The organism is Enterococcus sp. HMSC061C05, from assembly GCF_001814765.1.
Classification (GTDB): Bacteria; Bacillota; Bacilli; order Lactobacillales; family Enterococcaceae; genus Enterococcus_B; species Enterococcus_B lactis.
In genome coordinates this window covers 83,795-104,186 of sequence record NZ_KV817757.1, presented here as the reverse complement: position 1 = coordinate 104,186, position 20,392 = coordinate 83,795, and the positions used below count along the sequence as shown (strand labels likewise).

Here is a 20,392-nt window from a genome sequence, read left to right as displayed (position 1 = left end):
GTGTTTATTTTGAATGATTCAATAAGCTGCTGACTTCTTTTTTGTTCAATTCACGATAATCCCCAGGGCGTAAACCTTGTAATGTCAAATCACCGTATTTTTCACGTTTTAACTTTTGCACAGGAAGCCCAACTGCTTGAAGCATATTTTTCACTTGATGATTCCGTCCTTCGTGGATCGTCAATTCCACGATACTGTGATTTGTCTTAGGATCCACTGATAAAATTTGGAATTTAGCTGGAGACGTTTTTCGTCCTTCGATCTTTATTCCTTTCGCCAAAGGTGCAAGCATCGATTTTGTCGCAATCCCTTTTACTTTTGCGACATAAACTTTATCCACTTCATGTTTTGGATGTGTCAGGCGCTGGGCAAAATCTCCATCATTTGTCAGCAGTAAGATGCCCGAAGTATCGTAGTCCAGTCGACCTACGGGGTAAATTCGTTCTTTTACCATCGGCAGAAGGTCCGTAACGACTTTTCTTCCTTTGTCATCTGCTACAGCAGAAATGACTCCTTTAGGTTTGTACAATAAATAATAACCGTATTCTTCTTGATAAATTGGCACTTCATCCACTTCCACAGTGTCATGTTTTCCAACTTTTATCCCTAATTCTCTTACAACTTGTCCGTTTACTTTTACACGTCCTGCAAGGATAAATTCTTCTGCTTTTCGACGAGAAGTGATGCCAGCGTGGGCAATTACTTTTTGTAATCTCTCCATTTACAATTGTTCTCCTTTATTCATTCCATCAAAGAATAGATCTGGTGACACATCTTCTTCAAGTGAAATTTCCATTTCTTGTGTATCAGGCAGTTCCTCTAATGATTTCAGCCCAAAATAATCCAAGAAGTAACCAGTTGTTCCATATAATATCGGGCGACCTGGTCCTTCTACTCTGCCTTTTTCTTCAATCAGTTTATGAGCAGCCAGACGCTGTACCGCTCCTGAAACCTGAACGCCTCGAATCTGCTCGATCTCAGCTCGTGTGATCGGTTGTTTATAGGCAATGATTGCTAAAGTCTCGACAGCGGCTTGAGATAACGTGTTCGATGTTCCTTGTGCATATCGCTTGAGCAATGGCGCTAGCTCTTTTTTAGTCGTTAATACATAATGGCTTTCCGTTTCAAAAATATGCAAAGCTGAGTGCGGGTTTTGAGCGTAAGAGTCTTTTAATTCTTTCATTAAATTTGCGACTTCTGCTTCACTGAGATTCAACAGTCCGCTTAATTCTTCATTACTGATTCCTTCCTCGCCAACAATAAAAAGAAGGGCTTCAAGTTCACTTAATTTCGTCATGTTCGGTATCTCCTACTGCTGGATAAAGCATAATTGATTCATAGTTTTCTTTTTGTTGCGCAATAATCTGTCCTTTTTTCATCAACTCTAGCAAAGCCATAAAAGTAGTGACGACTTCACTTTTGGAAGGCGACTCAAAAAAAGAGTCGAAGGTACAGCCATGCGTATTTCTTTTTATACGCTCTTCTATAAAGATCATTCGTTCTTCGATCGTTGTATCATCCGGCGTAATCGTTTTTTCCACTTTTTGAGAAAATTTCTTACGTTCCAAAATTTTCTGCATGGCACGGATCAGATCGATTTTTTTAACTTGTCCTCGCTTCAACGGCTTTTCAACATCCGCCAATCCATCGATGTTCATAGGGTCTTTTGTGTAATAAAGACTTCGTTCCTCTGCTTTTTCTGTTAATTTTTCAGCCGCATACTTATACTTACGGTATTCTAAAAGCTGAGTGACCAATTCTTCTCGAGGATCTTCTTCCCATAGTTCTTCATCATCTGTAACAAACTCTTGGATAGGGAGCAACGTCTTACTTTTGATTGCCATCAATGTAGCAGCCATCACTAGGTATTCTCCTGCAACAGCTAGCTCTAGTGTTTTCATTGTATGGATATAATTCATATATTGCTCCGTGATCGTAGCGATTGGTATATCATATATATCGATTTCCATTTGCTGAATCAGATGAAGCAGCAGATCGAGAGGTCCCTCGAATACATCTAATTTAATATTGATCTCCGTCAACTCATTCACTCTTTCTTCTTTTTCTTTGCTAGCCACTTTCCAATATAAGGCTCTGTGATTTCAGTTGCACGGATGGAGACATCCGGATACTTTTCTTGTAATTCATCTAACATTTGGAAGCCCATGTTCTCACCGCGATAAGATGGATTCAAAGAAATGTCATGGATAATCAGCTGATCGTTCGTTGCCCAATAAACACCAATGATTCCTTGAATGTTGGTCGAACCTTCCGGCGTAAAGAAAAAAAGTTCATAATCATCTTCAGATTCGTACGTATCTATCTCCTTCAACAAAGAAGACTTACCTGTCAGCTTCTTATGGAAACTCAACAGTCCCATAGCAATTTTACGGTTTTCTTTTCGGTAATGTGTTAACATCTTCTCACCTTCCTATGACTAAGCCCTTGGAAAATGCTGCTTATAAACATCTGTCATCCTTTTTTTCGTGATATGTGTATAAATCTGTGTCGTAGAGATATCCGCGTGACCTAACAATTCCTGTACTGTCCGCAAATCTGCTCCGTTTTCTAGCAAATGGGTGGCGAAGCTGTGCCGTAGCGTATGCGGCGTTACTTCTTTGTAAATCCCAGCCTCTCTTACTAGCTGTTTCAGATTTTTCCAGATTCCTTGCCGGGAAAGACCTTTTCCATGATTATTGACAAATACATGCATTTCAGATGCGTCCTTTACAAGTAACGGACGTGCTTCGTCTAAGTAGCGTTCCAGCCATTGAATCGCATAATCACCTAAAGGAATAATCCGCTCTTTATCTCCTTTACCGACTGTCTGTACCAGCCCAAGAGAAAGATGAAGATCTCCCAATTTCAATCCAATCAATTCACTGACGCGCATCCCAGTAGCATACATGACTTCTAAGATTGCACGATCCCTTATCCCTAACGTTTTTGTCGTATCAGGTGCTTCAATCAGCTTTTCTACTTCTGCCAGCGTCAATGTACTTGGTAATTTCTGCGCTTTCTTTGGCGTATCGATATGCTGCATTGGATCATGATCCGTGATACGTTCTTGTCGTAAAAACTGATGGAATCTTCTGAGGCTTGAGATCATACGCGTAACGGTTGCTGTCGCTTTTTTTTCTTCATGCAGTTTTTCCAGAAAACGGATGACTAAAAAACGATCGACATCTTGCCATGAAGCAACTTTCTGCTCTTCTAGAAAATGCAAGTATTGTTCCAAATCACGTTCATAGCTTTGACGTGTATTGGCGGATAATCCCCGTTCAATATTCAAGTAGTGGAGATAATCGTTGATTTGCTCTTTCATAATAATCCCCCTCATGCCTCTCTATCATATCAGATACCGCTTCATTCTGATAGTCTTTTTCCATAATCTGAGCAAAGAAAAAGCCGTCTAGACACTCAGACGGACTGGTTTCTTTTTTCTTTTTCATAACATTCCTGACAGATTCCATGGAACGTCAGCCGATGATCTTTTACTAAAAAATGATAACGTTCTTCTACTACTTGCTCCACTTCAAGTAAAAGATCCTCTTCTACTTCCTCGATCGTGCCGCAGTTCAAGCATAGTAAATGATGATGGAAATGTTTGGCGCCTTCTTTTCTCAAATCATAACGGGCTAATCCATCATTAAAACTTACTTTATCGACAATTTTTAATTCTGTCAAGATTTCAAGGGTTCGATAAACAGTAGCAAGTCCAATTTCTGGACTCTTTTTTTTCACTAAAAAGAAGATCTCTTCTGCAGACAAATGCTCTTTCTCATTCTCCAAAAGCACAAGCAGGGTAGCTTCTCTTTGCGGTGTCAGCTTGAACCCCGATTCATGTAGCTGCTGTTTTGTTTTTTTCATCGCCGAAATAGCATTCATGACCATTTACTCAACCCCAACAATTTATAATAATTACAATTTAGAAAAACAATAACACTGTGTTAATTAAAATTATTATAAGCTAGTTAAGAAAAACATGCAAGGGATTCTCAATTAGATTTTTTGACTAATTTTGTCACACCGTTTTCTTGTTTAATCAGTCCTTGTTTCAAAAGATTGCCTAATGCTCGCTTAAAAGCACCTTTGCTGATGCCGAAAGCTTTCATGATGTCTTCTGGATCTGATTTATCTGTAAAGTTGATTTGCTGATCTGCAGAACGTTCTAAAATGGTTAAAATCATTTGTGCATCATCTGATATTGCCTCATACGCTCTTGGTTTCAATGAAAGATTCAGTACACCATCTGGTCGGACACCGATCACACGCCCTTTTACCTGCTCGCCTAGTCGAGGTTCGTTATATCGTTCAGAAGGATGGATAAACCCAAGATAGAAATCTTCAGTCAAAACATACGTACCTGTTAATTTCAAACGGTAGGCTGTTCCTATAACATCTTTGTTTTTCATTTCTTCTGTTCCATACTTGCTTAAAGATTTGAATATTTTTTCGTCTGCTAAACTACCCCAAACACGATCCTTTGCATCAACTCTAAGGGAAATCATCAAACGATCTCCCTTTTTAGGCCACAGCTCTGTCATGGTCGGTAATTCATCAAGAGATACGACAAAGTCTTTATCTGGAAGACCGATATCGACAAATGCGCCTAAATCTTTTCGTGTAGCAGTAACGATCCCAAATGCATAGTGACCGATGCGACTTTTTGGAATTTGTGTAGTGATCCGGTTTTCATGTTTTTGATTTTGGTAGCCGAATCCTTCCACTGCCTCACCGATTTTGTGCTCGCCTTCTGATTTGCTTAAGCCAAAGGTTTGCCCATTTTTTTGGACAAAGTAATTTTTTTCATTTTCATCAATAATAATACCTGTAAATATAGTTGCTAATAAATCGTTCATTTTTTTCTCCCTCTATAGTGAAAGGTTTTCTTAATACATTTCTTTGCTATCATAACATAATGTTATCTACTTGAATAGCTGAGCCTTGCTTTGGAAAGGTGAAAAAAGGAGTATGACAACAGTTGTGTCATACTCCCCTTTTTTGAATAAACGGTGTTTACCTGCCAACTCCTCGGTTTCAAGTCACACTATTCATCAAACATGAGAAGCTGTTTTTTGAAATTGTTCCTTGTGACTCAGAGTGAAACGGCAGGCTCACAACCTCTTTCGTTTAGCTAAAACTAATTGCTCCCATTTCCTCCGAACCACCCAGTTTTACAGTTGATCGTTACGATATAAAATGGCAAAGCACTTTCTCCAATGCCTTTCATCAATGCAGATTTTGTTGAAGTGGCATATAGATTGTAATAGCCTTCCCCATTTTCGATTCTGGCTTTTTCTAATCTGTAACCTCCTTCAACAATATATCCACGTTGGATACATGTAGCAATCACTTTGCTTTGGACACCTGGTGCCCACGTCCATGCTGGATTAGATGCATCGGCAATATCACTTGCTCTGGCAGATTTGATTGGCTGATTCGCTGAGTTTGAAGAGGAAGGAGTCGAGGATGCCGCTTCTTGCTGTGCTGCTTGTGCGACCGCAGCTTGTTGAGCGGCTTGAGCTGTAGCTGCTGCTTGAGCAGCTTGTTTTGCTTGTTCTTCAGCTGCTTTTTTCGCTTCTTCTGCTTTTTTCTTTTCCTCTTCTTCTTTTTTCTCTTTATCAGTGAGCATCTTGTCTACTTGTTTCAATTGTTCATTCAACTGAGCAGATAGATCTGTATTTTTCACCTTTTCTACTGCTTCTTTTGCCGTCTTGTATTGGTCGCGTGTCGCTGAACCCACTACTTTTCCGTCTTTAAAGACTATAGCTGTTTTTTCTTTAGCTGTTTGCAATTCAGCATATTGATTTTTAGCTTCTGTTTGTGCTTGTTGAATCAATTTTCCAAAATCTGTGTTATCCGTTTCGATCGTTTGTATCTCTTTATCTGCTTTCAACTTGATGTCATCTGCTAGATGATCATCGACGATCACAGGTGCTACGAACCATTCATTCACTTTCTGGATATCTTGGATCTTAGATTGGATATCTTGATAAGTTGTTTCTAACGCTGAATATCCTTTTTCATTCTTAAGACTTGATAAATCATTTTTTAGTTTTGATAGATCTTGATGAATCATATCTGCACGAATAAATTGATGGTGATCATCTGTATAAAAGGCAGCAAGTTTCCCATGAAGGTCTTCCATTTGTTGCTGTCTTTTTGCTTCTGCTGCTACTTCGGCTTCTACTTTTTGATGATGGTCATAATAAGCCCAGCCTCCCCCACCTAGTAGAAGAACCGCTGCTAAAGCGAGATAAGGCACTTTTTTTGATTTTTTCTTTTGTGTCTTATCTAGATCTTTTTTTTCTAGGTTTGATTCTTGAGGCGTTTTTTCAGTATTTGGCACGATTGTTATTGGTTCTGTTTCTGCTTCAATCAGCTCAGGCTGGTTCTCTTCTTTTTCTATTTTAGCTTCAAGAACAGTGCTATCTTCACTTGCAGATTGACTTTCAGCATCGGCTTCATTATTTATTCCATCCGACTCTGTTGATTTCTTGTCTGCTTTTTCGAGCATTTCTCTTTTCTCTGCTTCCGGCAACCCATTCGATTTCTCGTCTTCTGATTGTTTTTCAGACAATGTTTCAGTTTTTTCCGGGATATCCGTTTTTAGATCATTCGTTTTTACTGATTCTTTACCTGCAGCGTTTACTCCTCTAATGTCTTTTTCAGCGTCTTTTTCAGCTTCATGTTCTGGTTCTACTTTGTTTTCCTGTGCAATTTTTTCACTGATCATTTTGAGCAGCTCTTCCGCGTGCTCTTCCTTTGTATCTTCACGATGTGCTTTGATATAGGCGGATAGTATCGAATTTTCTTCCTCATTATCGACGATTTCTTTTAGTTCAGCTACTCTTCTTTTTTGTTTTGATTCAAGGGTTTCTTCTTGATTCTTTCCTGATTTTTCCGAAGTCTCACGAACAGTCGCTTTCTTCTGTTCCCTTTTTTCTTTATTGGCTACTTTATCGTGAGTAGATGATACATCGTCTTCTGGTTCTGTTTTTTCGAATAATTCCATCACGGATTCGAGAGGTAGATCTTTCAATTCCGACCATTCGATTGGATCGTTTAATTCTGTATCAGGAAAGACTGCGTCTTCAGTTGATTTATCCTGCATAGTTTCATCTGCATTTATTTCTTCGATTGTTTCTTTTGTTTGCTGATCTTCTGCAGTTAGTTGATGACCGCAGTCTGGACAGATATTGTTCTCATCCATTTTTTTCGATCCGCAATTTGGACATTTTTTCATCACTTAGCGATCGGCTCCTTTACTAGGTTTACGCTACCATTTAATCTATCATATTCTATTCGTCACGCCAATAGCTTATTTTTAGGATTTACTTAAAAATAATGAATAAATTTTCTTCCTATAGAAAAAAAAGCTTGAGACCGCGTAGTCCCAAGCTTTTTTTCTTTTAAAATAAACCAAACCATTTGACTGATTTTTCTTCTGGTCAATAGTTCGTGCTTATTCTAAGAAGTCTTTTAATTGTTTCGAACGAGAAGGATGGCGTAATTTTCTCAATGCTTTAGCCTCGATCTGACGAATACGTTCCCGAGTAACACCAAATACTTTTCCTACTTCTTCCAGTGTTCTCGTACGTCCATCGTCTAGACCAAAACGTAAGCGAAGGACATTCTCTTCCCGATCTGTCAATGTATCTAGTACATCTTCCAATTGTTCTTTTAGTAGTTCATATGCTGCGTGTTCTGCTGGACTTGTTGCTTCTTGGTCTTCGATGAAATCACCTAAATGAGAATCATCTTCTTCACCGATTGGCGTTTCAAGGGAAACAGGTTCCTGCGCGATTTTCAAGATTTCGCGGACTTTTTCTGTCGGAAGGTCCATTTCTGCACCGATTTCTTCCGGCGTAGGTTCTCTTCCCAGGTCTTGCAACAATTGACGCTGGATACGAATCAATTTATTGATTGTTTCTACCATGTGAACTGGAATACGGATCGTACGTGCTTGGTCGGCGATTGCACGAGTAATTGCTTGACGAATCCACCATGTAGCATAAGTAGAAAACTTGAATCCTTTGCGATAATCGAATTTTTCAACTGCCTTCATCAGCCCCATATTTCCTTCTTGGATCAAGTCAAGGAACTGCATGCCTCGCCCTACATAACGTTTAGCGATACTTACTACTAAACGAAGGTTTGCTTCTGCTAAACGCTGTTTTGCTTTTTGGTCGCCTTCTTCGATTTTCAATGCTAACGCTACTTCTTCTTCCGCAGTTAAAAGGGAGACACGGCCAATTTCTTTCAGATACATACGAACCGGGTCATTGATTTTTACACCGGTTGGCGCAGAGAGATCTTCTGTTTTTGCCTGTTCAGCTTTTTTCTCAGCACTTTTCAAGCTGTGAATTGATGGATCACCATTTTCATCCACCACACTGATACCTGCGTCTTCAATCTTTTGGATCAATTTGTCCATTTCATCTGCATTCAAAGTGAATGGTGTAGCAAGCTGATTGGATAAATCATCATATACAACTTGTCGTTTGGGTTTGTTTTCTTTGATGAAAGCTGCTACTGCTGCTTCATACTTTTTTTTATCTGTTCCATTTGCCATAAAAGAAGGCCCCCCTTGAGTAGCTATTTGGCTTGTTTTAACTGTTTCGTTAAATTGATGATTTCGATCGTCAATTCAAGCTCAAGCTGTTTGTTCCCCGTACGTCTGGCTTCTTGCTGCATTTGTTTTTTTAATGTTATTTCATCAGCTAAGCCAGATTTGCTGATCACATCTAGCAAGTCTTGGATTTCCCGTGGCGAACTTTCTTCTGCCACCGGTAAATATTCGATCTCCACCACCAACCGCCTTAAATTTTCATCTTGCAAAAAGTCTAAAAACTCTGCAAGGTTGAATTCATAATGTTGTGAGACATATGCATCGAATAAAAAATAAACTTCTGCATATGCGTCGTGGATAAACTGAAATTCTCGTTCTTTTAAAATATTGCGGACAGAAACTTCTTTAAATGCGCGGTACAACAGAATCTGCTCTGCCTTTTCTACCTGCGTCAACGGTCTCTTCTTCCGTACAGTTTCTTGTCTCTTGGTCTGCGTATGTTGGTTTTCCTGAGGTTCTTGACGATTTTGCTGATTTGTTCTTCGGAGCTCACGCAATTGTTTTTGTATCGTCTCTCTGCTAACCTGAAACTCTGTGGACAGCTGCGATAAATACATATCTTGTTCAATTGGTGAAACGACTCGGCTAAGTTCAACTAATAATTCTTCAAGGTACTCGATTTTGTCTTTTTCATTCTCTAAATTTTTCCCTTGTTTCAAATAACGTGATTTAAAAGTAAAAACTGTTTCACGCCCATGAGCCACTAATTCTTGAAAAGATGCTTCCCCATACTTACGGAGATATTCATCAGGATCAAGCTTTTCTGGAACGACTACGACCGAAAGTCCTAAGCGACTATTTTGCCGAAGCAATTCAATCCCTCGATTGGTTGCTTCAAAACCTGCGTTATCTCCGTCATAACAAAAAACCAGTTCTTTCGTCAGTTTTTCCATTTGCTGGATCTGTTGAGCTGTCAGACTTGTTCCCATGGAAGCTAATCCAGTTTTGATACCAGCCTGCCATGCAGCAATCACATCCATAAAACCTTCGAACAACAAGATTTCTCCATTTTTTCGGATATCGCTTCTTGCTTTATCAAGATTAAATAAAACTTGTCTTTTATTGAACAATTCTGTTTCCGGACTGTTCAAATATTTGGGCTGATCTTTTTCCTGCCCTTTTTCAGGTGCAAGCCAGCGTCCTGAAAACCCGATTGTCTGGCCTTGAGGATTACGAAGGGGAAACATCACCCTTTGGTAAAAACGGTCCGACAGACGGCCATCATCATGTGTGACAAACAATCCAGAACGTTCTAACAATTCATTTGAGAATGATTCATTCTTGAAGACTTGCTGAAGAAACGAGCGTTCATTAGGCGCAAACCCGATATTGAATTCTTCAATCAATTCTAAAGACAACCCACGACTTTGCAAATATTCTAGGGCTGGCTGTCCCGCTTTTGTATGCAACAGCATGTGATGATAGATTTCCGCTGCTTTTTCATGAGCAGCAATCAATTTTCCTGTAGCAGATTCAGGATTTTGTACAGCTACCGTTCGCTGACGCCATTGATCTTCCAACGGAATCTGTTCGAAGTCTGCTACTTTTATCACTGCTTCTGGAAAACTCAGTCCTTCTAGTTCTTGAAGAAAAGTAAACACGTTTCCGCCCTTGCCGCAACCAAAGCAATGAAAGATCTGCTTGTCTTCTGCAACAGAGAAGGATGGTGTGCGTTCTTCATGAAAAGGACACAGCCCTAAGTAGTTTTTACCAGACTTTTTCAATTGGACATATTGTCCAATCACCTCAACGATATTCGTTTGACTGCGTACCGTTTCGATAACTTCTTGAGGAATCCGTTGAGCCATTTTTCCACCCCCTGCTTTATTGATATCTTTTCGTTTTAACAAAAGATATTTCAGGAGAATAACCGGTAAAAAATCGCACTAACTGAAATCAGTGCGATTTTAAAGGACACAATTATACATGTTTGATTGTATCATATTTCAATTCTTTTTCAAGTATAACACATTTCTATTTAATTAAGCATCAATTTGCTACTCTTTTCAGTAGCTGATTTTGAATATCAGCCTTCCAGTACAATAATCGAAGGACAATATTTATGATCATGAACATAACGAAGTATCCTATGGTTTCTCCTAAACCTAAGTTTACTTCCAAAATTCCGTGGAACAGCATCGCAGCTACATATATCCCTACGATTGTCGTTACTGCTAAGAATATTCGCAACGGGTTGAAAGGATAACAAGCTTTTACAACTGCCATGCAGCTGATTCCAATTAGCAAGTAATACATCAACGTAGTGGTTTCACTACTTCCCCACGCGAACGTTTTTCCAAGTAGATACACTGCTATGATATTCACTACTACAAGCAAGGCATTCGGCAACGCGTTGATAAGTGCAGTAGGCAAGTAACGGTAAGTGATTTTGCGTTTATCTTGTTCAAATGATAAAAAGAAGGAAGGATACCCTTCAATCGCCAAATCAATCAGCGTAATCTGGATAGGGATAAATGGAAATCCAATAGCTGTAACGGCACAGATAATCGATAAAATAAAAGAATAAATCGTTTTGATGAAAAAGATACCGGAGACTTTCGTCACATTGTTGACTACCCGACGTCCTTCAAACAGGACTTCTGGCAATGTCGTAAAATCAGAGTCCAACAATACCAGATTAGCAATTTGACGTGTCGCTCCGTCACCTTCTGCCATGGCGATACTACAATCTGCTTCTCTTAATGCCAAAACATCATTTACGCCGTCACCTGTCATCGCAACCGTTCTACCGCTATCTTTCAATTCATTTACCAGTAATTTCTTTTGCTGAGGACTCACTCGACCAAAAACGGTATATTGATGTGCAGCTTCTCGCACGTCCGATTCTTCAGTAATCTGAGAAAGGTCGATATACGCATCATAATTCGGTAATCCTGCACGTCTGGCAATATTGGAGACAGTAAATGGATTATCTCCAGAGATTACTTTCAGGTCAACGCCTTCCTCATGAAGATAAGCTAGTGTTTCTGGCGCATTTTTTCGGATTGGGTCATCGATTTCAAACAGAGCAACTGGCTCAACAAACGCGGGTTTTTCTTCGTTTAATTGCTGATTTGGAGCAATCCCCAACATAAGTACGCGATAGCCATTCGCTTGAGCTGTTTTTAGACTATCTGGCAGCCGATCTTCTTCCACCAAGCGTTCAGGTGCTCCTACGTATACGACTCCTAATTCTGGAAACTCCATCGCACCCCATTTGCGATCAGAAGAAAATGCGACTTTGTTTGTTACATCATAACGATTAGAAAGCTCAAAATACTCTCTCATCGCCCGCATGGTGATGTTGTTATCACTGCTTTCTGCAAGATACGTTCCCATAATTTCTGGAATAGCTTTTTCATACAGCGGATGTAATGCTTCTACACGCTGGATACTCATTTTCCCTTCAGTAATGGTTCCTGTCTTATCCAAACATAATGTATCGACGTGAGCAAGTGTTTCAATGGAATACATGTCTTGAACAAGAATCCGTTTTTTTGCCAGTTTTGTTACACCTGTCGTTAACGCAATACTTATCAGCAATACTAATCCCTTTGGAAGCATCCCTAACAAAGCTGCTGCAGAGGCAATAACTGAAATCTTGATAGAAGCATCGCGAATGAACAGTGCCTCCAAAAATAGTATGATCCCTAAAGGAATAATCACGAAACTAGTGAACTTGGATACTTTACGAATCGAATCTACAAGTTCAGAATGAATAGCTTTGTGGGTTTTTGCCTCGCTAGTCAAGCGGACAGCATAATTATCTGCCCCAACTCGGATGACTTCAGCCATGACAGAACCACTTGTCAAAAAGCTCCCAGAAAGCAATTCAGCTCCAGCTTCTTTGACAATCAAGTCAGATTCACCTGTCAAAAGAGCTTCATTTGCTTCTGCCCGTCCTGATATGACCTGCAAATCGGCTGGTATCTGTTCTCCTGCTCCGATTTTTACCAAATCTCCTAATACCAGCTCTTTAGTAGAAATCGATTGTTCTTTACCGTCCCGAATCACTAGTACTTCTGATTGGGAAACAATCGATAATTTCCGTACAAGATTTCTTGCATGTATTTCTTGATAAATTCCAATAACGATATTCACGATAATAATTGCTAAATACGCCATGTTGGAATAAGCACCTACAAATAACAGGCAAATCCCGATACCGAAGTTCAGAAAATTGAATAACGTCAATATATTATCGCTGAATATTTGCTTTGTACTTTTTGATGCATCTTCCTGGTAGTCATTTTGCTGGCCAGAAGCCATTTTTTGAACTACTTCTTGCTGTGTAAGTCCATTCATTTTCTTTTTCTCCATTTTCCGCCAACTTTCAAAAATAATCACGTGTTTAAGTCTAGCGTGTTCCAAGATTAAAAACAACTTGTTTTTATAAAATTTATAGAAAAACACACGAATGGATTCTTACGAAAAAGATACTGATCTTTTTTGTATAAATCACCCGTGTGTTGTTTTTTTATTATCGAACTATCTTTACTTATATTGTTCTTCCAAACGGCTCATCCACCATCCTAGTGCTGTACCAGCTACAAAAAGAACAGGACAAGCTAGCACTCCAGCGACTCCCAATCCCGCGTAATCAGTAGGGATGATCATAATCGTTGAAGCAAAAACGACGCCTAAAATAAAATGGAATAGCTTACTGTATGCCTTTGAGAAAATATAATCCATGATTTTTGACAAGCCAAGGACACAAAGAATCCCACCAATTCCGATCGGCAAGATGACTTCAAACCGAACTTCTTTAAATCCGTCAGCCATCGCTTTGTACAATCCCATATATACCAAAAAATTAGAAGGACTCAATCCTGGGACAATCATCCCTAAACCAATCAATCCACCGGCGATCAGCCAAGTCCCAAAATTCTGATCGACTTGTCCATCAAATAATCGAGCACCGTATAATAAAAACAAATAAGCCAGAACAAAAGTAACAACCATGATGATTACATCAGAAGTATCTCGTCCTTTTTTTCCTGCTTCTTTCCATAACGCAGGAACAGTTCCGACGATACACCCAACAAAAAACCACAATATTGTTGTTTCATACGCCCCTAATAAAAAACTGACTAAAAAAGAAAGTAAAAAGATGCCTGTCACTCCGCCTAGACCAACAGGCAGGAAAAACAAAACATTTTCTTTGAAATTTTTTGTGATATGGGCTAGAAAAGAAATCAGTCGCTCATACATGCCAAAAACAGCTGCTAATGCACCACCGCTGACCCCCGGCAAGATAAATCCTGAACCGATAAACATTCCCTTCACAAACCGCAACATCCAATCTTTGGTTGTGTACCCCACTTTTTGATTTTCCATTTTTTGCCTTTTTTCCACTATTTGCGCACTCCTTCTTTCAACTCATTTTATTATGTTTAGATATTTCCTACTCGTTTATTTAAAGACTTTTTCGTAAGTCTCTATTATTTTTTCATTCATTTTGACAATATCAGGATAAAACATGTTACCTCCATTATGATAGAGATAGCCACCGTTGTAAAGCAAGGACTGGATCCGCCAATATCGGTACTGTTTTCCTTCTTCATTTCCTAAAAGTGGGCTTAACACATCTTTAGAATATGCTTCTGCTAGTTCTACTGTGTTTTCTCCGCCATGATTTTTTACATAGGCAATATAATCTTTCCCAAAATTATACGCTTGGACAGCGGTCCACAGATCACATCCTTGTTTTTTTGCTTCCATTATCATCTCTGCCAAATATTTGACCCCTTGATCAATACTGTCAGCTGGATTATCAATGATATCGGCTTCTCCATGCAAACTCTCTGAACTCTGCATGAGATCTGTGCCTTTTCCTTTTGATTCGGTCAAGATTATTGCCTTGATCAATTTTTCGTATGCTTCCATATGATAATTTTTTGCAGCTGTCGTTATTTCTATTTGATAGCTTTCCACCCGTTTTACTGAGCGATAAGTTCTTCCTCCTAAAAATAACACCGCACCAATGACCGTTAGAAGGATCATGTAAAAAAGAATACGGATAATAGATAATCGTTTTCGCTTCATTTCATCACCTAGTTATTTTGACATCTTTTTTATCTTACTATTTCTTTATCTTCTTGGCTATTTCTTCCTTAAATTCTGTGTACACCTTAAGAAAAAATGAATTTTCCTGTGTTTTTTATCATCTTACGAAAATGATCGTTGTTTTTCAGTAAAAACGATTGCCCAATGACTGTTATAATCGTTATACTTTACACAGTAGGTGATTATGTGAAAAAAGAAAAGAAATATGCAAAAATGTCAGACGGGAGCGAAATTTATTATGAAAAGAGTGGTCAAGGCTTCCCACTCTTTTTACTGCATGGCAATGATGGCAGCGGCCGCTTTTTTTCAGAACAGGTTCCCGTACTTGAACGCTACTATACCGTTTATCTAGTAGACAGCAGAGGACATGGCCGTTCAACAAATGAAGCATCTATATTGAATTTTCATTTGATGGCTGAGGATCTGAATACGATTATGTTGCTAGAAAAAATCAATCAGGCAGATTTTCTTGGATTTAGTGATGGCGCAAATCTGGCATTGGTATTTGCCAGCAGCTTTCCCCAAAAAGTTCATCGACTGATTTTAAATTCTGGAAACACGCTAGTTAAAGGCGTTCGTTTTTCTGCCAGAGTCATCAGCAATTTTCATTATGCATGGGTATGGTTGCTCTCTTTATTTCGCCCAAGCCTTCGCAAAAATCTGTTAGTTATTAAACTATTGCTGCATGATATCGGCCTTACAGAAAACGATTTAAAAAAAATCAACTCCCCAACTTTGATTATTGTAGGAAAAAAAGATGTGATCAAGCTGAAACATTCTCTGTATATAGCTAAAACTATACCAAAAGCTTCTTTTGTACTTGTAAAAGAACAAGGACATGAATTAGCTAGAAAAGATCCTGAACGCTTCAACCGAGAAGTTCTTCAATTTCTTTCTGAAACATAATTATTAGGAATAGAAGGTGATTTATTTGTTAAAAACTACCATACAATGGCTGAAAAACCATCTAGGACTGTTCAAAACAATCTTTTTGATTTCTGTCATTGTCATTATTGTCGGTGAATTGATGTCCATCGGTAAGACTCTATCTATCCAGCAATTAGGAGAAACGTTTGCCACTATACCTATTTGGAAAAGCGGACTTATGCTGTTGATTGGTCTTGTCTCTGTGTTACCTATGATTGGTTATGATATTATTTTGAATCGGATGCTTGAACAAAAGCAGAATCCTCGTTACTTGTTTGAGACAAGCTGGCTGATCAATACAATCAACAATATTGCCGGTTTCGGCGGGTTTGTCAGTGTGGGGCTTCGCTCTGAGCTATATGGACAAAAGAAAGAGAGCAGAAACGTGATCCAGGCATTATCGAAAGTTTTCTTGTTTTTGATGGCTGGACTTTCTATTTACAGTCTGCTTTCTTTTTTACTTGTAGTCTTCACGCCAGTTGCTCCTTTTTTGAAGCAATATTGGATATGGCTGATTGGCGGCGGTCTGTATTTCCCTGTTGTCTTTTTATTCACTACTTTCAAAAAGAAAGGATTCCTTGGTGGTACCTCACTTAAAACGCAAGGACAGCTCTTGCTTGTTTCATTATTGGAATGGTCTGGTGTCCTGTTCAGTTTCCTTTCTGTTGGTTACCTAATGGAAATCCGAATCGATCTGTGGCAAACGATTCCGTTATTCATTGCTGCTTCAGTGATAGGGATTGTGTCTATGATTCCTGGCGAAATCGGCAGTTTCGATGTGATGATGATTATCGGATTATCTGCTATTGGTGTGCCAAGAGAAACAGTCGTTGTGTGGATCTTGCTTTATCGTCTGTTCTACTACATCATTCCGTTTTTGATTGGAATCGTCTTTTTCTTCAAAAATATCGGTTCCACTTTTGATCAACGTTATTCAGGGATCCCTAAGCAGTTAGCAACAGAAATCGCGCATAAAATCGTGGTTGTCCTCTTATACTTTTCTGGAATCATGTTGGTACTTTCTGCCACTATTCCGCAAGCTTTTACAGAGTTTCGCTGGCTTCATAGTTTGAACCCATTGAAATTCCACTTTATTATCCAATTTCCTAGTATATTATTAGGATTTCTTTTGATTGTTATGGGGAGAGGGATCGCTGCACGCGTAAAACGAGCCTATCTGCCTACAATTTTCTTGATCGCACTCGCTTTGTTTTATGTTTTATTAAGCGATTTTAGCTTCACACCGGTGATTTTCTTGTCTATTCTGCTTCTGATCATTCTTGCGTCCAAAAACGAACTGTTTCGGGAACAACTCATCTATTCGTGGGAATGGCGTACGATCGACGGAATCATTATCGGTGCATTGACATTGCTTTATATCGTTATTGGTGTATACAATCTGCCTGACTTTCCACATCGGCGTCACCATTTTATTTCCTTTTTCTTATTCCCTTCTGAAAAGATTTGGTTTTCAGGGTTGTTGGCCATTATCGCCGTTAGCTTCATGATCGTTTTATTTGTCCATTTTCTTCAAGGAGAAAAGAAACAGATTGGCGAAGCCTTTAATGAAGAAAAGGCACTGAAGATCCTCACAACTTATGGAGGAAACTCCGACAGTCAATTGATCTTCTTAAAAGACAAGCGGATGTTTGCCTACGAAAAAGACGGTGAACCAACTGTGCTTCTCCAATTCGCTTGCTTCAATAATAAATGCATCGTAATGGGCGATCCTTCTGGTAAGAAAGAAGATTTTCCAGAAGCAATTGAAGCTTTCATCGAAGAGACAGACCGATTATGTTATTTACCTGTTTTCTACGAAACAAGCGAAGAGATCGTTATGATTTTGCATGAATTCGGCTATGACTTCATTAAAATGGGGGAAGAAGCTTATGTAGACCTGAATAGTTTTACAACATCAGGGAAAAAAATGAAGGGCACTCGGGCTGTCTTGAACCGAATTGAACGAGAAGGATTTACATTTGATGTCTTACAACCGCCGTTTTCTGCTGAGCAAATGAGTATTTTCAAAAATATTTCTGATAATTGGTTGGGTTCACGAAAAGAAAAAGGTTTTTCTTTAGGCTTTTTCTCGGAAGATTATTTACAAAGAGCGCCTATTGCTGTAGTCAAAAATACTCAAGAAGAAATTGTCGCTTTTGCGACGATCATGCCTACTTACACGAACAACAAAGTAGGAACGATCGATTTGATGCGATATGATCCCAAAAAAGCCCCTTCCGGCAGTATGGATTTCTTGTTCCTGCATTTATTTGCTTATATGAAAGAAGAACATATCCAATGGTTCAATTTAGGGATGGCACCTCTTTCAAATGTTGGAACTTCCAGAAAGAGTTTTTTACAGGAAAGAATTGCTTACTTGGTTTACGAGTTTGGCTCTCATTTTTATTCTTTCCATGGATTAAGAGAATACAAAAGCAAGTACGCTACGAACTGGGTCTCACGCTACACCCTATATTCGCGAGATAGTTGGATTGCATATGTTATGATTGCTTTGCTGATTATTGATAATGCGCCAGTTGAGCAGACACAAGGTAGAATAAGTGGTTTGAAAAAATGGATACGAAGAAAGTACTAAAAACTGCGTAGTTAGTAAGGAAACACTCACAATATAAATAAAAGAGACTGAACCAAAGCGTGAGGTACGGCTCCTGCCCTCTCTTATTGTACAATTGAAGAACAAAAAAAGCGGTCAAAACAAGATTTCTGTTTTGACCGCTTTTCATTTTAAACATTTTTCATTACCAAAATATTCGAGTCACGTTTCTTATGCTTCGATTTCTGTAACGATACCTGAACCTACTGTACGGCCACCTTCACGAATGGAGAAGGTCGTTCCGTTTTCAACAGCGATTGGGTGGATCAAGTCAACATCAATCGTCACATTGTCACCAGGCATGACCATTTCTGTATCTTCTGGTAACGTGATTGTTCCAGTAACGTCAGTTGTACGGAAGTAGAATTGTGGGCGGTAGTTGTTAAAGAATGGTGTATGACGACCACCTTCTTCTTTTGTCAACACGTACACTTCAGCTTTGAATTTTGTATGTGGAGTAATGGAACCTGGTTTAGCAAGTACTTGTCCACGTTCGATATCGTCACGTTGGATACCACGTAACAGTACGCCTACGTTATCCCCAGCTTCCCCGTAATCTAACGTTTTACGGAACATTTCTACACCTGTGACAACTGCTTTTTGTGTTTCAGGTTTGATCCCTACGATCTCTACTTCATCACCGACACGAACAGCACCGCGGTCAATACGACCTGAGGCAACAGTTCCTCGTCCTGTAATAGAGAAAACATCTTCCACTGGTAATAGTAATGGTTTATCTGTATCACGTTCTGGTGTTGGGATATATTCATCCACTGTATCCATCAGTTCCATAATAGCAGCTTCAGCATCTGGATCGCCTTGCAATGCTTTTAATGCGGAACCTTTGATCACAGGAGTATCATCGCCTGGGAAACCATATTCGCTCAATAACTCGCGAACTTCCATTTCTACCAAATCGATCAATTCTTCATCATCGACTAAATCTACTTTGTTCAAGAAGACAATTAGGTATTTTACACCAACTTGACGTGACAACAAAATGTGTTCACGTGTTTGAGGCATCGGACCATCAGTTGCAGAAACGACTAAGATGGCACCATCCATTTGGGCTGCCCCTGTAATCATGTTTTTCACATAGTCCGCGTGTCCTGGTGCATCGATATGCGCATAGTGGCGTTTTTCTGTTTCATATTCTACGTGTGCGGTATTGATCGTAATCCCGCGTTCACGTTCTTCTGGAGCTGCATCAATACTAGCATAGTCTTGAGGATTTGCTAGGCCTTTTTTGCCTAATACTGTAGTGATCGCAGCAGTTAAAGTAGTTTTCCCATGGTCAACGTGTCCAATTGTACCAATGTTAACGTGTGGTTTACTTCTGTCGTAATGTTCTTTTGCCATAATTTACAAACCTCCTAAATAATATAGATCACTGAAGGATTTCAGCTCTCACTTTTTTATTATAGTCTTTTTTTGAATAAATCAAAAAGAATACGTCCGGCTTACTTTTTGTAAGATTCGAACTAAGCTTATTATACGTCAAAATTGGTCAAAGTCAACTAAGAGCACTCGCCTGTCTTATACGCGAAAAAAGTACCTTTTATAAATAAAAAATTATGTTTTTTGAGAAAAACTTCAAGCTCTTCTTTAACTTTCTTTTGAAGCAATAAGAACAAAATGAGGAAAAGTTTAAAATTCAGCTGTCGCCAACAACTTTCAATAGACGAAATCTTCTATTTCGTTAATAATAAGAAGAGAGGTGAAGTACATGAAAAAATTAATTGGCGTACTTGTCGTTTTAGGCATCTTTCTCGGCGGAAGTTTTGCAGCCTATCATTATTTTTACGGCGGCGAAGCCTATTATACAAAAATCACGACGAATGGCGAAATGTCAGCTTTCCGAACAGATAATGGAGAAAAATTTACGACTTATACCTACAAGCAAGCGGCTTATAACAAAGATGGAGAAAAAAAACAAGTGACGCTTCATGAAGTAAGAGAACATCCATTAAAGATGAATGCGTATCTCCAACTCAAAGTCAATCCTCGTAAAGGTGTATTAAGCTGGGAAGAAATAAAAGCTTCTGAAGTCCCTAAAAATGCGGCAGAAAAAATCGATCAATAATCGGTGGTCTTAAAATTTTATTAGATAAAAAGAGGCAGGGACAGAAGCGTTTAACTCCAAGAAATAA

Annotated in this window: 17 protein-coding genes; 3 read left to right on the top strand and 14 right to left on the bottom strand. The window is 39.0% G+C overall.

What is annotated here, in order from left to right:
• Positions 1 to 4: 4 nt before the first annotated feature.
• From HMPREF2988_RS11685 to HMPREF2988_RS11625, 13 genes are all read right to left on the bottom strand, one after another.
• On the bottom strand, positions 5 to 721 hold the full coding sequence (locus HMPREF2988_RS11685) for a pseudouridine synthase (protein ID WP_002313886.1): 717 nt from the start codon (positions 719 to 721) through the stop codon (positions 5 to 7).
• Positions 722 to 1,297, bottom strand: coding sequence for an SMC-Scp complex subunit ScpB (gene scpB / locus HMPREF2988_RS11680; RefSeq protein WP_070770706.1), 576 nt, complete (start codon positions 1,295 to 1,297; stop codon positions 722 to 724).
• Entirely contained in the window at positions 1,281 to 2,051 is a 771-nt protein-coding gene (locus HMPREF2988_RS11675) for a segregation/condensation protein A (protein WP_277885141.1), read from the bottom strand. Before HMPREF2988_RS11675 ends, scpB begins: the two co-directional genes overlap by 17 nt.
• Positions 2,048 to 2,419 (bottom strand): GNAT family N-acetyltransferase, encoded by a 372-nt coding sequence (locus HMPREF2988_RS11670; protein WP_002290158.1) that lies wholly within the window; start codon positions 2,417 to 2,419, stop codon positions 2,048 to 2,050. The genes HMPREF2988_RS11675 and HMPREF2988_RS11670 overlap by 4 nt, the downstream gene beginning before the upstream one ends.
• Positions 2,420 to 2,437: 18 nt before the next feature.
• A complete protein-coding gene (gene xerD / locus HMPREF2988_RS11665) occupies positions 2,438 to 3,325 on the bottom strand; it encodes a site-specific tyrosine recombinase XerD (RefSeq protein WP_010732791.1) in 888 nt (295 codons plus the stop codon).
• 95 nt (positions 3,326 to 3,420) lie between these two features.
• Positions 3,421 to 3,894 carry a ferric iron uptake transcriptional regulator gene (locus tag HMPREF2988_RS11660; protein WP_002290152.1) on the bottom strand — a complete coding sequence of 158 codons (474 nt, stop codon included), beginning with the start codon at positions 3,892 to 3,894 and terminating at the stop codon, positions 3,421 to 3,423.
• Positions 3,895 to 3,998: 104 nt separating this feature from the next.
• The gene (locus tag HMPREF2988_RS11655) at positions 3,999 to 4,862 is read right to left on the bottom strand and encodes a virulence factor B family protein (protein ID WP_002290150.1); all 864 of its coding nucleotides are present in this window, start codon (positions 4,860 to 4,862) and stop codon (positions 3,999 to 4,001) included.
• 281 nt (positions 4,863 to 5,143) lie between these two features.
• On the bottom strand, positions 5,144 to 7,249 hold the full coding sequence (locus HMPREF2988_RS11650) for a cell division site-positioning protein MapZ family protein (protein WP_070770725.1): 2,106 nt from the start codon (positions 7,247 to 7,249) through the stop codon (positions 5,144 to 5,146).
• A 219-nt stretch (positions 7,250 to 7,468) separates the two neighbouring features.
• On the bottom strand, positions 7,469 to 8,578 hold the full coding sequence (gene rpoD / locus HMPREF2988_RS11645; RefSeq protein ID WP_070770705.1) for an RNA polymerase sigma factor RpoD: 1,110 nt from the start codon (positions 8,576 to 8,578) through the stop codon (positions 7,469 to 7,471).
• 23 nt (positions 8,579 to 8,601) lie between these two features.
• Positions 8,602 to 10,443, bottom strand: a complete 1,842-nt coding sequence (dnaG, locus tag HMPREF2988_RS11640) for a DNA primase (RefSeq protein ID WP_070770704.1) — start codon at positions 10,441 to 10,443, stop codon at positions 8,602 to 8,604.
• A gap of 181 nt (positions 10,444 to 10,624) precedes the next feature.
• Positions 10,625 to 12,940, bottom strand: coding sequence for a cation-translocating P-type ATPase (locus tag HMPREF2988_RS11635; protein WP_024636184.1), 2,316 nt, complete (start codon positions 12,938 to 12,940; stop codon positions 10,625 to 10,627).
• 189 nt (positions 12,941 to 13,129) lie between these two features.
• Entirely contained in the window at positions 13,130 to 13,990 is an 861-nt protein-coding gene (locus tag HMPREF2988_RS11630; protein WP_070770703.1) for a DUF368 domain-containing protein, read from the bottom strand.
• 57 nt (positions 13,991 to 14,047) lie between these two features.
• Positions 14,048 to 14,680, bottom strand: a complete 633-nt coding sequence (locus HMPREF2988_RS11625) for a lysozyme family protein (RefSeq protein ID WP_002290135.1) — start codon at positions 14,678 to 14,680, stop codon at positions 14,048 to 14,050.
• A gap of 165 nt (positions 14,681 to 14,845) precedes the next feature.
• On the opposite strand from HMPREF2988_RS11625, the gene HMPREF2988_RS11620 reads away from it, so the two are divergent.
• Both HMPREF2988_RS11620 and mprF read left to right on the top strand, forming a co-directional pair.
• Complete coding sequence (locus HMPREF2988_RS11620; protein WP_002315226.1) at positions 14,846 to 15,607, top strand: alpha/beta fold hydrolase; 762 nt, start codon at positions 14,846 to 14,848, stop codon at positions 15,605 to 15,607.
• 25 nt (positions 15,608 to 15,632) lie between these two features.
• Positions 15,633 to 18,224 carry a bifunctional lysylphosphatidylglycerol flippase/synthetase MprF gene (gene mprF / locus HMPREF2988_RS11615; RefSeq protein ID WP_070770702.1) on the top strand — a complete coding sequence of 864 codons (2,592 nt, stop codon included), beginning with the start codon at positions 15,633 to 15,635 and terminating at the stop codon, positions 18,222 to 18,224.
• Positions 18,225 to 18,413: 189 nt separating this feature from the next.
• Here mprF and tuf read toward each other — a convergent pair whose 3' ends face one another.
• Entirely contained in the window at positions 18,414 to 19,601 is a 1,188-nt protein-coding gene (gene tuf / locus HMPREF2988_RS11610; RefSeq protein ID WP_002289463.1) for an elongation factor Tu, read from the bottom strand.
• A gap of 367 nt (positions 19,602 to 19,968) precedes the next feature.
• Here tuf and HMPREF2988_RS11605 point away from each other — a divergent pair, with 367 nt between their 5' ends.
• A complete protein-coding gene (locus HMPREF2988_RS11605) occupies positions 19,969 to 20,325 on the top strand; it encodes a YxeA family protein (RefSeq protein ID WP_002290132.1) in 357 nt (118 codons plus the stop codon).
• The last annotated feature ends 67 nt before the right edge of the window (positions 20,326 to 20,392 follow it).